The following is a 14,131-nucleotide window of genomic DNA, read 5'->3' on the forward strand; positions in this document are numbered from 1 at the left end:
GGGGTGTGAGTGATGTCGGGACTGCCGGGAGGCGGGGCCTCTCAGCAGCGCATCACCACGCACCGGAGCGCGTCCCCGCGCGGAGCGGGCACGGGAGCGGGAGCGGGGGCGTCGCGGTGGTCGCGGCCGCCACGGCGGAGGTGCGCGGGCCGGACCGGGCGCAGGCCCGTACGGTGCCGGCGGGCGCGGCCGGGCAGTCCGGCCTCGGTCGCGGCGGTGTCGTGCGTCTCGCCGCCCGGGTCGGATGCCGGGGCGGCTGTCGCGGGCCGGAGTTCGGCGCCGCCGCTGACCGTGGCGGCTCCGCTGCCGAACAGCGCGGCGAGGACGAGGAGCAGCGCGATCCAGCGGTGCCGCCCCCGCTCCGGGCGCGGGGGACGCCCCGCCGGGGTGGCGGGCGCGACGGTCGGCACGGGCTGGGGGCTCACGGAGATCCGCCTGCCCCGTAGGGGGCGCCGGCCGACGCCCCGGAGGGGAGATCCGCCCGGGCGGCCTACGGCCGGGGCCCTTCTTTCACTGACCCGGCGGTGGCGCCTCCGGCCCCCGACCCGCCGTCAGGGTCGGGTGCCGGGCGCGGCGGCCGTCGGTGTCGCGGTGCCGGGCGTGGGCCCCCCGGCCGCCGCGCGCACGCGGCGGGCCGACATCCACGCGTACACGAGCACTCCGGCGAAGAGGAACAGGACGCCCTGGTAGACGGCGGCGTAGCCGGAGCCCGCGACCAACCAGAGGGAGAAGCCGAAGGCGGCGAGGGCGAGGACGGTGTCGCGGACCAGGCGGGAGCGGTGGACCCGGTCGGACTGTCCGGAGAGCAGGAAGTACAGCTGCGCGGCGGAGGAGAGCAGGTAGGGGACGGTGGCGGTGAAGGTGGTGACGAGGACGAGGGTCTCGAAGACCTGCTGGGTGCCGGACGTGTAGTTGTAGACGGTCAGCAGTGAGGCGAGGACGACGGTCACGACGACGCCGACGGTGGGGACCCCGCGCCGCTTGCGGGCGAAGGCCTTCGGGAACAGTCCGTCGCGTGCGGCGGCGTAGGGGGTCTGGGCGCTGAGCAGGGTCCAGCCGTTGAGGGCGCCGACCATCGAGACGAGGGCCATGCAGGCGACGGCGGCGCCGCCCCAGGAGCCGCCGAGCATGAGGTCGACGGCGTCCGTGAAGGGTGCGTCGGAGTCGACCAGCCGCTCGTGCGGGACGGTGCCGAAGACGGAGAGGGTGGTGAGGAGGTAGAGGAGGGCGGCGGCGAGGGTGCCGAGGACGGTGGCACGGCCGACGTTGCGGCGCGGGTCGCGGACCTCGCCCGCGCTGACGGCGGCCGACTCGACGCCGAGGTAGCTGAAGAGCAGGATCGCGGCCGAGGCCGAGACGGCTCCGAGGGAGCTCTCGCCGCCGGCGTGGAAGGGGCCGAGGTTGGCGCTGTCGAAGAAGAAGAGACCGCAGACGGCGACGAGCAGCAGCGGCAGGAACTTGAGCACGGTGGCGACGAGCTGCACGGCGCCCACGTAGCGGGTGCCGGCGAGGTTGGCGAGGGCCGGGAGCCACTGGAGGAGGAGCGCGGCGGCGAGGGTGGCGGCCGTCGAGCCGTGGAGCGGGAGCAGCACGTCGAGGTAGCCGACGGCGGCGACGGCGAGGGCCGCGTTGGAGACCCACGTGGTGGCCCAGTACGACCAGGCCGTGAGGAATCCGGCGAAGTCGCCGAAGGCCTCGCGGGCGTAGACGTACGGTCCGCCGGTCGCCGGGTGGCGGTGGGCGAGCCGGCCGAAGACGAGGGCGAGCGCGACCGCGCCGAGGGTGAGGACGCCGAAGGCGACGAGGCTGACGGTCCCGTAGGGGGCGACGGAGGCGGGCAGCAGGAAGATCCCGCCGCCGATGATGTTGCCCATGACCAGGGCGGTCGCGACGGGGAGCCCGAAGCGACGGGCGTGCTTGCCGTCGACGGCCTTGCCGGTGTCGGCGGTGTTGGCGGTGCCGGCTGCGTTGCCGGTGTTCCCGGTGCTCTCGGTGCCGGCTGCGTTGCCGGTGTTGCCGGTGTTCCCTGTGCCGGGCCCGCTCTGTGGAGTTGTGGTGGCCGTGCTCATGCGGTGGGGCGCCTTCCGTCGTACAAATCCGGACCATCGTCCGGTAACGGCGAACAGGCGTCCAAATCAGTGACTTTTGTCCGGTGCGACCGGCCCTTCCACCGGAAGAATTGATTCCGCTTCGTGTTCGGACGGCGAAATCTCCAGTGGACCCACCGACCCCAGCGGCACCTGCGGCCCCGAGGACTCCCCGAGCCAGCGCCGCAGCACCTGGTGCACGTGCTCCGCGCCGACCAGCTCCTCCCCCGACCCGACCGGCGGCGAGAGCTCCGGCGGCGACAGCAGGAAGGGGTGCGACTGCTCGCCGCCGAGCCCTCCGTGCGAGCCGATCTGCTCCTCGAAGGCGTGCACGGCGCCGCTCGCCGGGTCGTACATCGAGTTGACCATGATGTCCGCGACGTGCGGGAAACCGTCGGTACGCCGTACCGCACGCGCCGCGCCCGGCCCGAAGACGGCCAGCGGTCCCCCGTCGTCGAGCGCGGAGACCGGCACCTCCGACCCGTCCCCGCCGAGCACCACCGAGCCGTGCTCGGCGCTCGCCACGAGCAGGAATCCGATGCCGGGATGGTGCGCGAGGGTGCGCAGCAGCGCCGGGTGGCGCCGGTCGATCTCCTCCCGGGTCATCCGGTGCGGCACGTCCGGGAAGGAGATCAGGCCGAGGTTCCCGGAGGCGAGGACGACCGGTTCGGAGGGCCGGGCGGGCAGCTCCCGCGCGGACTCGCCGTTCTCGTCCACGGGCCGGTGCAGCGCGAGCCGCAGGGCGTCCCTGGCCGCGTCCCGCGCCTCCGACCCTCCCCCGGACTCCGTCTGCGGGTGTCCCCACCGGGTCCGCCGCACCCGGCGCGACACGGGCAGCCCGCACCCGGCCCTGACGAGGTCCTTGAGCGTCAGCCCGTACGCCCCCTCGAAGGTCTCGCCGGGGCTCTGCCCGTGGTCGGAGAGGAGCACGATCCGGTACGGGCGGGGCGCGTGCTCGGCGACGGTCGCGATGAGCGCGATCGAGCGGTCGAGGCGGCGCAGCACCTGGTCGGTGTCCCGGCCGTGCGGGCCCGAGTGGTGCGCCACCTCGTCATAGGCGACCAGGTCGGCGTAGACGGCGGTCCGCCCGGCGAGCATGTCCCCCATCACGGCGGAGACCACGACGTCCCGTTCCAGGACCGTGGCGAAGGCGCGGACGAAGGGGTAGGTGCCGCCGCGTGGGATCCGCGGGGTCTCGCGGCGCAGCAGCGCGCGGGTGGACTGGCCCATCTCGCGGAAGCACTCGGCGACGAACGAGCCCGCGGTGCGGACGGCGTTGGCGGGGTCGGAGAAGTACGCGAAGTAGCCGGCGCGCGAGCGGTTGCGCGGGCCGCGCCGGGCCGCCATCGACAGGACCAGCGCGAGCTGGTCGGCGCCGCCGCTGAAAAGGTTGCCCCGGGAGGCCCCGTCGAAGGTGAGGAGCCCGCCGCACCCGGTGCGGCGCACGGCCCGGCGCTGGAGCTCCACGGCGCTCGCGGGGCGGTTGGACACCATGATCCGGCCGGTGTCCTTCTCGTACCAGCGGAAGGCGGGCACGTCCTCGTTGGAGCCGTGCAGGATGCCGAGCTGGCTCGCGCCGGTCTGGCTCGACCAGTCCGTGCGCCAGGGGGTGAGCCGGTGGCCCGCGTCGAGCATGCCCGCGACCGTCGGCATCAGACCGTCGGCGACGGCGCCGCGCAGCACGTGGTGGCCGACGCCGTCGAGCTGGAGGAAGACCGTGCCGGGGGGCTGCTCGGACGATCCGCCCGGCCCGCCCGCATCGCGGGGCCGGGTGCGGCCGGTCAGCCGGTAGAGGCGGCGGCGGTACGCGTCGTCGTCGCGGACGGCGAGGGCGGTGGAGGTGGCGGAGGCGACGGCGGACATGACGGCGGCGACCACCACGGCGGTCTCGGGGGCGGCGGCGCCGCGCCCGTCGGGGATCAGCCAGAGGGCGACGAGCAGCAGCGATCCGTTGAGGAAGAACACGAGCAGGCCGAGCACCAGCGCCGGGACCAGCAGCAGCGCGCGGACGATCAGCGGCCAGACGAGCGCGCCCAGCAGACCGAAGGCCCCCGCCGCGGCGGCGGCGGTCAGCGCCGTCCGCGTGAAGCTGTCACCGTCCGCGGACTGGAGCTGGAAGTCCGGGAGCAGCCCGGCGAGGACGAGCATGGTGAGCGTCGACACCGCCCAGACCACGATCACCCGTGCCAGCGTCCTGCCCGCGGACCGCCAGCGGTCGGCGCCACCCCATCGCCCGTCACCCACGCCCGCTACACCTTTCACCCGTTTCCTGCCTCAAGCGTGGCACAACGCCCATGATCGGCGTGGAAAACGGGTGACGGGGAGCGGCCCGGGTGTGTCAGGTCGACCCGGGTGCGTCAGGTCGAACGGAGAATCGCGTACGGAGGGGCGAGGTGCGACGCGCGGCGTCAGGCCCCGTCGTACCCGGCCGTCGGCATGGAGAGCCGTCTGTGCACCCCCGCCTTCGCCGCCGCGTCGTACGCCGGTTCGTCGACCGCGACGGTCTCCACCCGCACCCCCCGCCGTTCGCATTCGGCCCGGAATCCGGGCACGGAGGTCACCGCGCGCGCGAGCACCCGCTCGTTGGCGGCGACGAAGAGGTCGACCGCCCCCGCCTCCACGTCCGCCCAGAGGGCCTCGTGGTCGGGCCGGATGCCGTAGAACAGCAGCTGGCGGGCGACCACGTATCCCTTGTCCTCGGCCCAGCGGGCGCACACCGCGTGCTGACCGCGTGTGTCCACAAGGAAGGGTTCGCTGTCCAGCTCTTCGAGCGGGGTGAGGCTGGCGATCGCCGCCACCCGAACGTCGTCCATGGGCCGACCCTACTGCGGTACGGCACGGCCGAACATCCTCCGGCACCCGCCCGGGACATTTACCCTCGTTACGGAGTTACGGAACGGCCCCGGACATCGCGAACGGCGGCCGGCACCCAGGAGAACGGAAGGCGGCATGCCGGTGGAGGTCACCTGGTGGGGTCACGCGACCTGCACGGTCGAGGACTCCGGGGTCCGCTTCCTCACCGATCCGCTGTTCGCGCGGCGGCTCGCGCACCTGCGGCGGCGGCGCGGCGCGGCGCCGCCGCACGAGGCGACGGTGGCCGAGGCGGTCCTCGTCTCGCACCTGCACTCCGACCATCTGCACCTGCCCTCGCTCGCCCGGCTCGCGCCCGGGACGCTCGTCGTGGTGCCGCGCGGCGCCCCGGCCGCCGTACCGGGTCTGCGCAGGCTCGACGGGAACGGGCTGCGGCTGACCGAGGTCGAGGCGGGCGACACGGTGACGGTGGAGGGCGTGACGGTACGGGCCGTGCCGGCGCTCCACGACGGCCGGCGGCTGCCGGTGGGGCCGCACCGCGCGCCCGCTCTCGGGTACGTCGTCGAGGGCGAGGCGCGGACGTACTTCGCCGGGGACACCGGGCTCTTCGACGGCATGGCGGAGGCGGTGGGCCCGGTGGACGTGGCGCTGCTGCCGGTCGGCGGCTGGGGCCCGTATCTCGGGCACGGTCACCTCGACGCGGGCCGGGCCGCGCAGGCGCTCGCCGCGCTGTCGCCGGCCGCGGCGGTGCCGGTGCACTACGGCACGTACTGGCCGATCGGGCTCGACGGGGTGCGGCCGCACGAGTTCCACTCGCCGGGCGACGAGTTCGTACGGCACGCGGCCCGGCTCGCGCCGAAGGTGGCGGTCCACCTGCTCGGCCACGGCGAACGGGTGCGGCCGGAGGTCGCCCGGTGATCGACGGGTTCACCCGGATCGTGGCCTCCGTGCGGGAGCTGCCGCCGGAGTCGACGCAGCAGGCCGTGGGGTATCCCTCGCTGTTCCTGCTCGTGGCGCTCGGCGCGCTGGTGCCGGTCGTGCCGACGGGTGCGATCGTCAGTTCGGCGGCCGTGGTCGCCTTCCACCAGTCCTCGCCGCTCTCGCTGCTCTTCGTCTTCCTGGTGGCGTCCTTCGCCGCCTGCCTCGGTGACGCGGCCCTGTACTGGCTCGGGCAGCGCGGGGTCCGGTCCCGCAACGGTTCGCGGTGGCTCGCGGCGCTGCGCGGCCGGGTCACGCCGGAGCGGCTGGCCCAGGCGCAGGAGCGGCTCGACACCCATCAGGTGTCCGTGCTCGTCCTGTCCCGGCTCGTGCCGGGCGGGCGCATCCCGGTGATGCTGGCGTGCCTGCTCTCGGAGATGCCGCTGCGTCGTTTCGTCCGCGGGGACATCGCGGCCTGTCTGGCGTGGGCGGCGACGTACCAGCTGATCGGGATCCTGGGCGGTTCCCTCTTCCCCGAGCCGTGGCAGGGGGTCGTCGCGGCGGTGGGCCTGACCCTGCTGGTCAGCGCGGTGCCCGCGCTGTGGCGTCGGGTCCGCGCGCCGAAGGTGGACGTGGTGTCAGGGCACGAGCACCCGTGAACCGCCCACCGGCAGGTCCCACAGGTCCTCGCGGGGCAGCCCGGCCCGTTCCCAGGCGGCCCTGACCCGGGCGAGCGGTTCGAGGACGGGCTCGGAGGACAGGACGAAGGTGGCCCAGTGCATCGGCGCCATCCGCCGGGCCCCCAGGTCCTGGAGGGCCCGGACCGCCTCCTCCGGGTCGGTGTGGACGTCGCTGAGCCACCAGCGGGGGTCGTACGCGCCGATGGGCAGGAGCGCCAGGTCGATGCCGGGGTAGCGGCGGCCGATCTCGGCGAACCAGTGGCCGTACCCGGTGTCCCCGGCGAAGTGCACACGGCGCCCCGCGCGGTCGGTGAGCACCCAACCGCCCCACAGGGAACGGCAGGTGTCCAGGAGGGTGCGCTTGGACCAGTGGTGCGCGGGGACGAAGTCGAAGCGCACGCCGTCGAGTTCGGCCGCCTCCCACCAGTCGAGTTCGGTGACCCGGCTGAACCGGCGGCGGGCGAACCAGCGGCCGAGACCCGCCGGGACGAAGAGCGGGGTGTCCCGGGGCAGCCGTTTGAGGGTGGGGGCGTCGAGGTGGTCGAAGTGGTTGTGGCTGATGACGACGGCGTCGACGGCCGGCAGGTCCTCCCAGCGGACGCCGACGGGGGTGAGCCGGGCGGGGGTGCCGAAGATCCGACGGGACCAGACCGGGTCGGTGAGGACGGTGAGCCCGCCGATGCGCAGCACCCAACTCGCATGCCCCGCCCAGGTGATGGCGAGGGTGTCGGGCCCGGCGGCCGGCATCGGACCCGGCTCGAAGGGGAGCAGGGGGATGTCACGGAGCCCCTCGGGGCGGGGCCGTACGGCGCCCTCCCGGGCGAGGCGGGCCAGGGCGCGGACTCCGGGGAGGGGTGCGGTCAGCCGGTCGGCGAAGCTCCGGGGCCAGTCCCAGCGCAGCCGCCCGACGGGCTGGAGGAGGGGGGCGGGGGCGGGGGCGGGCGCGCCGGGAGCGGTGGGTGGCCCGGCGGGCGGGTGGTGCGGGGTCTGTGGTGCCCGCGCGGGGTGCGCCGTACGTTCGGTCATCTGCGGGCTCCGTTCTGCGCGGCTCGTGCGGGTCGGACGGGTCGGACGGGTCGTGCGGGTGGGACCGGTGGGGCAGGTCGGGCGGCTCGTACGGCCGGGGCGGGGTGGACCGTCAGGAGCGGTGGGGCGGCCGGTGTCGGTGTCGGTAAGGGCGGGGCGGGCGGTACGGGTGGTCCCGGGCGGGTGCGGCGAGGAGCCGGGTCGACTCGGTGAGGGTCCGGTTCGGCGCGGTTCGAGGTGGGGAGTCCGGCCACGGAGTCCGGTGCCGACGGATGTCCTCGCCGCCGCAGAGTACGGCGCGCGGGGCGCCGATCCCGTCCCTTCGGCCTCATCGTCACCGGAGTTCCTCCAAAGCTCCGCCGAACTCCGCCAACCTCCGGGCGACGTGCGGGAGTTCCAGGGGGTCGTCCGCCGCGAGCACCTCCGCTCGTTCCTCCCCGGTGGCGCCCAGGAACATGCCGGTGCCGAACCGGACGCGGAGCGCACCGAGTTCGTCTCCGAGCCGGTGGCCGCCGACCGCCGGGGCACCGAGCCGCGCGGTGAGGTGGCTCTCCAGTTCCAGGGAGTCGGTGACGCCGCGGGCGGCGAGTCCGGCCCGCAGCGGACCGAGGTCGGCGTAGAGGTGGCGTCCCGCCTGCGGAGGGCGGGCCAGCGCCCCGGCGGCGAGGACGGCGCGGTACGCGGCGGCGGCCAGGCGGCCGTGGACGGTGGCGGCGCGGCGGGCCCGTACGGTGACGTCCTCGGGTTCGTCGAGGGCGTGGGCGGCGGCGGGGGCCACCGGTCCGGCGACGACGGCGCCGAGGGCGGTGAGCACGTCGAGGGCGCGGGATCTGCGGTCGGTCCAGCGGTCGGCGCGGGACGGGTCGTTCGGCGGGAAGCGGGCGACGGCGCAGGGCCAGGCGGCGGGCGTGAGGGCGCCGCCGAGGTCGCCGAGGACGGTGACGTCGTCCGGGCACATCTCGGCGGGGCTCAGGAACACGGCGTCCTCCGGGTGGTGGAGGGTGTCGCGCCAGGTCTCGTCGCTGATGACGTGCAGGCCCTCGGCGACGGCGGCCTCGCAGGCCTCTCGGACGATCTCGGGCGGGGCGACGGTGGCCGTCGGGTCGTCGGCGACGGACAGCAGCAGGACACGCGGGGTGCCGCCCTCGGCGCGGATCCGCCGGACGGTCTCCAGGAGGGCGTACGGGTCGGGGACGCCTCCGCATTCGGCGGGGGTCGGCACGTGGTAGGCGGGGCGGCCGAGGAGACGGGCCTGCGGGGTCCACCAGGCGGGGCAGGGCCGGGGCAGCAACAGGTCGCCGCCGTGGGCGGCGAGCAGGGCGAGCAGCAGGGCGGGGGCGCCGGGGGCGGCCACCACGTCCTCGGAGTGGGTGCGCAGGCCGCGGCGCCACCAGTATCCGGCGGCGGCCTCGCGCAGGACGGGGCCTCCGCCGGGCGGCTCGGGATCGGTCCGTCCGGCGGCCGCGGCGAGCAGGCCGGCGAGTCCGGGGAGGACGGGCAGGCCGGTGTCGGGGGCGGGAGGGCCGTAGCGTACCGGGCCGCGGCCCTCCGGAGCCGTCTGCCGCATGTCGCGTACCTCCTGAGCGCACGGGGGCGCCGGGCGGGCACCCCCGTGCCCTTTATACGAAGGTTCGCGAGGTTCCGCCCCTTCAGACGACGGTGACCGGGTGACGGACGACCGCGTTGAAGAGGTACCCCTGGGTGTTGTGGACGGCCCGCTCGGGCTGGGTGTTGCCGGCGGTGTCGGTGGTACGGGAGAGCAGGGTGACCGGGCCGGTGGCGTGCGGGCGCCACGGCACGGACCAGCGGACCCAGCCGTCCCGCCGGGGCGTGTCGAGGAGCCGGGCGTGGCGCCAGTGCGCGCCGCCGTCGGTGGAGACCTCGACCGACCGCACGGGGGCCAGGGCGGACCAGGCGCGGCCGGTGAGCCGGTGGACGCGGCCGGCCTCCAGGGCGGCGCCGAAGGGGAGTTGGTAGGCGGACTTGATGGTCTGGCGGGTGATCGGCTCGCCGCCACCGGCGGGGTGGGCGTCGCCGAAGAGCCGGTACCAGTCGGTGGTCCAGGGCGAGCCGAGCGGGCGGGTGGACACCTCGATGTCGCCGAGCCACTTGATCGAGGCGATCCCGACCCAGGAGGGCACGACGAGCCGGACCGGGTACCCGTGGTCGTACGGCAGCGGCTCGCCGTTCATCTCGTACGCGAGGATCACGTCGTCGAAGGCCTTGGCGACCGGCAGTGGGCGGCGCACGCGGCCGTAGTCGACGCCACCGGAGACGTACGGGTCGTCCAGGCCGCGCGGCTGGAGGGCGACGGCGTCACGGGCGATCCCGGCGCGTCGGAGCACGTCGGAGAGCCGTACGCCGCGCCAGCGGGCGGCTCCGACGGCGCCGAGGGTCCAGGGGGTGCCCGCGACGGGCTCGCCCTGCTGGCTCGCGTAGAGGCTGCGGCCGTTCCCCGCGCACTCGATCAGGGCCGTACGGGTGACGGAGGGCAGGTCGCGGAGCTGCCCGTAGGTGAAGTGGACCGGGGCGCGGCCGTGGAGCCCGTCACCCCAGAGCGTCAGCCGCCAGTCGGCGGCGTCGAGGACGGGGGTGGCCGTGTGGTTGCGGACGAAGAAGCGGTCGTTGGGGGTGAGGAGCCCGGTGTCGGCGAAGGAGTCGAAGCGGGCCTCGGCGTTGGTGCCGCGGACGGTGAAGTACTCGGCGGGGAGGGCTTTGACGATGCCGGGGGCGGCGGGGGCGGCGTGCGCGGGGGCGGCGGCGAGCCCGCCGAGGGCGGAGGCCGCGGGGCTCGCCGCGAGCAGCTTGAGCAGGGCGCGACGGGCGGGCGCGGGCTGGTTCGGCACGGGACTCCTCGGCGGGGGAAGAGACGAACCGCCGGGCGGCGGCGCGGCCGATCCTAGGGGCGCGGGGGCGGCGGGAACGGTCTGTTCATGGTGCTGTCACACGAGGGTTCGTCAGGTCGGCGGGAAGGGCGGGTGAGGGGGGCGGAGCCGTACGGGCAGGCGGGCGGGGGCCGTACGGGCAGGCGGGCCGTGGAATTACGGAGGCGCCCGGAGCGCCCCGGGTCCGAGAATGCGGCATGCAGCGACCGACACGGGCAGAGCCCGGAACACACACGCAGGCGTCGACTCCGGCTCCCCCGCTCGCCCCGACCACCCCGCCCCTTCAGGCTCCCCCGCTCATCCCGCCTCCCCCGCTCCTTCAGGCTCCCCCACTCACCCCGGCTCCCCCGCCCATCCCGATCCGCGACGCGCTCCCCGAGGACGCGGCCGGTATCGCCGCCGTGCACGTCCGGTCCTGGCGGGCCGCCTACCGCGACCTGCTCCCCGGCCCCTATCTGGACGCCCTGGACGCGGAGGAGCGCGCCGCGACCTGGCGGGAGCGCCTCACGGCGCCGGACCGCCCCCGGGTGCTGGTCGCGACCGCCGGGGACGGGCGGGTGGTCGCCTTCTCCTGCTTCCGCGCGTGGCGGGGTGAGGGGTTCCCGCCCGGGACCGCGGCGGAGCTGGCGGCGCTGTACGCCCTGCCGGAGGCATGGGGCCGGGGTGTCGGACGGGCCCTGCTCGCGGCCTCCACGGAGGCACTGGCGCGGGAGGGCTTCCGCACGGCGGCGCTGTGGGTGCTGGCGGGGAACGCGCGCGGGCGCCGGTTCTACGAGGCGGCGGCCTGGCGGGCGGACGGCACGGTCGTGACGGAGGAGACGGGAGGCGTGATGCTCGACGAACTCCGATACCAGCGAAAGCTGTTCGACCGGGCGACCCCTCCCCCGACGTCCATATAGCAAGACGCCTATCTCATCATTCGACATCCGTCGGTACGGTGAGGTCACGCACCCACACCGAGGGAGACGCTTCCATATCGCACGCCTCCACCCCCTCCGCGGCCCACGAGACCGCCGTGTACACCCACGGTCACCACGAGTCCGTCCTGCGCTCGCACAGCTGGCGCACCGCCGCCAACTCGGCGGCCTATCTGCTGCCTTCGCTGCGCGCGGGCCTGGACGTCCTGGACGTGGGCTGCGGCCCCGGCACCATCACCGCCGATCTCGCCGCGCTGGTCGCGCCGGGCCGGGTGACGGGGGTCGACGCCGCCGAGGACGTCCTGACGAAGGCGCGCGCCGTTGCGGCCGAACGCGGCCTGGACAACGTCGAGTTCGCGGTCGCCGACGTCCACGCGCTGGACTTCCCCGACGACTCCTTCGACGTGGTCCACGCCCACCAGGTGCTCCAGCACGTGGGCGACCCGGTGCGGGCACTGCGCGAGATGCGGAGGGTGTGCCGGCCCGGTGGCGTGGTCGCGGCGCGCGACAGCGACTACGGGGCCTTCGCGTGGTTCCCCGAATCGCCCGCCCTGGACGGCTGGCTGGACCTCTACCACCGGGTGGCGCGCGCGAACGGCGGCGAACCGGACGCCGGGCGCCGCCTGTTCGCGTGGGCGAGGGAGGCCGGCTTCACCGACATCACGACGACGGCGGGCACCTGGGTCTTCGCCACCCCCGAGGAGCGTGCGTGGTGGAGCGGCCTGTGGGCGGACCGTACGACCGACTCCGGCTACGCGGACCTGGCCGTGTCCGGCGGCCACGCCACGAAAGAGGAACTGGCGTCCGTGGCGGAGGCCTGGCGCGCGTGGGGCGCCGACGAGGACGCCTGGTTCATGACCCCGCACGGCGAGATCGTGTGCCGGGTGCACTGAGCGGCCGGCTTCCCGCCGGGCGTCACGACGACGCGGGGGCGGTCTCCTCGGCGGGGGCCTCGGCGGCCGGGTGATCCGGAGCGTCGGTCGGGGCGGCGGCGCGCAGGGCCGCCTCGACCCGGCGGTTGCTGGTCATCGTGGCCGTGACGGCGGTCATGGCGAGGAGGAGCCCGCCGGCGACGCAGAGCGGGGTGCGCACGTCGTAGGCGGTGGCCAGCCAGCCGCCGAGGAGGGCGCCGAACGGGGCGGCGCACATGGCGAGCATGCGTGAGGTGGAGGCGACCCGGCCCATCAGGTGGGCGGGGACGATCGCCTGCCGGAGGGAGGGGGCGAGCACCATCGTGGCGCCCATGCCCGCACCGCAGACGGCGAGCGCGAGGCCGGCGACGTACGGGTTCGGGGCGAGGGCCAGGCCCAGGACGGCGAGCCCTTCGATCGCCGCCGTGCAGGTGAGCGCGGTGCCGGTGCCGAGTCGTCGGCCGAGGCCCGACGCGATGCCCGCACCGAGCAGGCCGCCGGTGGCCTCCGCCGTGAGGAGCAGGCCGAAGCCGAGGGCGCCGATGCCGAGACGGTCGTGCGCGAAGAGGGCGAGGACCGTCTCCACGGCGAGGAAGGCGACGTTCCCGACCGCCGGGCGCAGCGCGAGCCCGAGCAGCAGCCGGTCCTTGAACACGTACGAGGCCCCGGCCCGCGCCTGCCGCAGCAGCGACTCGCGGGCCTGCGGTACGGGCCGGGGCGCGGCGGGCAGCGATCGTACGAGCGCGGCGGAGACCGCGAACGACACCGCGTCGGCGAGCAGCGGGAGCGACCGCCCGAGGGCGAGCAGGGCGCTGCCCGCGGGCGGCCCCACGAAGCCGGACGCGGCGGTCTGGGTGCCGCGCAGGCGGGAGTTGGCGCGTTCCAGGAGTGCGGGGTCGCGGCCGAGCAGGTCCGGCAGGTAGGCCGTGGCGGCCGTGTCGAAGAAGAGCCCGCCGAGGCCGAGCAGGAAGGCGACGGCCGCGAGCAGGGGAATGCTCAGCAGGTCGAGCACGGCCGCGGCCGCCGGGATCGCGAGCAGTACCGCGCGCAGCGCGTCCGTGACCCACATCGTGCGGCGGCGGTCCCAGCGGTCCACCAGCGCGCCGCCGAGCACTCCGAAGAGCACCCACGGCAGTGTTCCGGCGGCCGTGACGACGGCGAGCGCCATCGGGTCCCGCGTCAGCGTCAGCGCGAGCAGGGGCAGTGCGGCATGTGACACGCCGTCACCGAGCGAGGACACCGTCTGCGCGGTCCACAGCCGACCGAAGCCGGTCGGCAACTTCCGTATGTCAGAGGTCACTTGGTCTCCTCTTCGGCCTGGTTGCGCGATGCCGGGTGGAACAGCGCGAAGACGAGTGACGCGTCCGGCAGCGAGGGATCGGACAGCTGCCGGTACTCGGTCGCCAGCGCCTCCAGCCGTGCCCCCAGTTCCGCGAACTGCTCGTCGGTGAGCCGCAGATGCATCATTCCCACGTGTCGCTCGCCGTCGGCCGGGGACGCCTCCAGGTCCGCCACCGCATGCCGCATGAGGACATCCGGTCCACCCTCGCCCGGGTCCGGCAGGACGATCGCCCGGGCGGCCATGGCGTAGTACCGCTCGGTGACCCCCCGGACCTTCCGGGTGCGCACCACCTTCACCAGGCCGGCGCGTTCAAGGAGTCGTACGTGGTAGCTGGAGCTGCCCTTCGCGAGGCCCACCCGCTCGGCGATCTGCGTGATCGTCGCGGGCTCGAAGCGGAGGACGGCCATGATCCGGTGGCGCGTGAGATTGGAGACGGCGCGGAGCTGCTCGTCGGTGGTGACGTGGAACGCGTCGGGTACATCGTCGGTCGGCATGCCCCCAATGGTCAACAACTCTTGACCATTGCGCAAGGGGTTTCGCTCGGACGCCCGAAA

13 protein-coding genes are annotated in these 14,131 nt (G+C 75.1%); 4 read left to right on the forward strand and 9 right to left on the reverse strand.

Annotated elements, in window-relative coordinates; all coding sequences use genetic code 11:
* Positions 1-41: 41 nt before the first annotated feature.
* The 4 genes from ASD33_RS21750 to ASD33_RS21765 all read right to left on the reverse strand — a co-directional run bounded on the left by ASD33_RS21750 (position 42) and on the right by ASD33_RS21765 (position 4,900).
* Positions 42-425, reverse strand: coding sequence for a hypothetical protein (locus ASD33_RS21750; protein WP_056562818.1), 384 nt, complete (start codon positions 423-425; stop codon positions 42-44).
* Between the two features lie 126 nt (positions 426-551).
* Complete coding sequence (locus ASD33_RS21755) at positions 552-1,874, reverse strand: amino acid permease (protein ID WP_242427167.1); 1,323 nt, start codon at positions 1,872-1,874, stop codon at positions 552-554.
* A gap of 261 nt (positions 1,875-2,135) precedes the next feature.
* A complete protein-coding gene (locus ASD33_RS21760) occupies positions 2,136-4,331 on the reverse strand; it encodes a phage holin family protein (protein WP_056562821.1) in 2,196 nt (731 codons plus the stop codon).
* Positions 4,332-4,495: 164 nt separating this feature from the next.
* Entirely contained in the window at positions 4,496-4,900 is a 405-nt protein-coding gene (locus ASD33_RS21765) for a hypothetical protein (protein ID WP_056562824.1), read from the reverse strand.
* A gap of 136 nt (positions 4,901-5,036) precedes the next feature.
* On the opposite strand from ASD33_RS21765, the gene ASD33_RS21770 reads away from it, so the two are divergent.
* The gene (locus ASD33_RS21770; protein ID WP_056562827.1) at positions 5,037-5,816 is read left to right on the forward strand and encodes an MBL fold metallo-hydrolase; all 780 of its coding nucleotides are present in this window, start codon (positions 5,037-5,039) and stop codon (positions 5,814-5,816) included.
* Entirely contained in the window at positions 5,813-6,475 is a 663-nt protein-coding gene (locus ASD33_RS21775) for a VTT domain-containing protein (protein ID WP_079044919.1), read from the forward strand. Before ASD33_RS21770 ends, ASD33_RS21775 begins: the two co-directional genes overlap by 4 nt.
* Here ASD33_RS21775 and ASD33_RS21780 read toward each other — a convergent pair.
* From ASD33_RS21780 to ASD33_RS21790, 3 genes are all read right to left on the reverse strand, one after another.
* The gene (locus ASD33_RS21780; protein ID WP_056562830.1) at positions 6,455-7,522 is read right to left on the reverse strand and encodes an MBL fold metallo-hydrolase; all 1,068 of its coding nucleotides are present in this window, start codon (positions 7,520-7,522) and stop codon (positions 6,455-6,457) included. The two genes, ASD33_RS21775 and ASD33_RS21780, sit on opposite strands and share 21 nt — an antisense overlap.
* Positions 7,523-7,856: 334 nt before the next feature.
* Positions 7,857-9,089: an aminotransferase class I/II-fold pyridoxal phosphate-dependent enzyme gene (locus ASD33_RS21785; RefSeq protein ID WP_056562833.1), complete on the reverse strand. Its 1,233-nt coding sequence runs from the start codon at positions 9,087-9,089 to the stop codon at positions 7,857-7,859.
* Positions 9,090-9,171: 82 nt separating this feature from the next.
* Positions 9,172-10,368 (reverse strand): sulfite oxidase, encoded by a 1,197-nt coding sequence (locus tag ASD33_RS21790; protein WP_056562836.1) that lies wholly within the window; start codon positions 10,366-10,368, stop codon positions 9,172-9,174.
* Between the two features lie 236 nt (positions 10,369-10,604).
* Here ASD33_RS21790 and ASD33_RS21795 point away from each other — a divergent pair, with 236 nt between their 5' ends.
* Both ASD33_RS21795 and ASD33_RS21800 read left to right on the forward strand, forming a co-directional pair.
* Positions 10,605-11,306, forward strand: a complete 702-nt coding sequence (locus ASD33_RS21795) for a GNAT family N-acetyltransferase (RefSeq protein ID WP_199863562.1) — start codon at positions 10,605-10,607, stop codon at positions 11,304-11,306.
* 74 nt (positions 11,307-11,380) lie between these two features.
* Complete coding sequence (locus tag ASD33_RS21800; RefSeq protein ID WP_056563228.1) at positions 11,381-12,217, forward strand: methyltransferase domain-containing protein; 837 nt, start codon at positions 11,381-11,383, stop codon at positions 12,215-12,217.
* A gap of 22 nt (positions 12,218-12,239) precedes the next feature.
* Here the strand turns inward: ASD33_RS21800 and ASD33_RS21805 are convergent, their stop codons facing one another.
* On the reverse strand, positions 12,240-13,535 hold the full coding sequence (locus ASD33_RS21805) for an MFS transporter (protein ID WP_056562842.1): 1,296 nt from the start codon (positions 13,533-13,535) through the stop codon (positions 12,240-12,242).
* The gene (locus tag ASD33_RS21810; RefSeq protein WP_056562844.1) at positions 13,532-14,071 is read right to left on the reverse strand and encodes a winged helix-turn-helix domain-containing protein; all 540 of its coding nucleotides are present in this window, start codon (positions 14,069-14,071) and stop codon (positions 13,532-13,534) included. Before ASD33_RS21810 ends, ASD33_RS21805 begins: the two co-directional genes overlap by 4 nt.
* Positions 14,072-14,131 lie beyond the last annotated feature (60 nt).

The sequence above is a fragment of the Streptomyces sp. Root1304 genome, from assembly GCF_001426405.1.
Classification (GTDB): domain Bacteria; phylum Actinomycetota; class Actinomycetes; order Streptomycetales; family Streptomycetaceae; genus Streptomyces.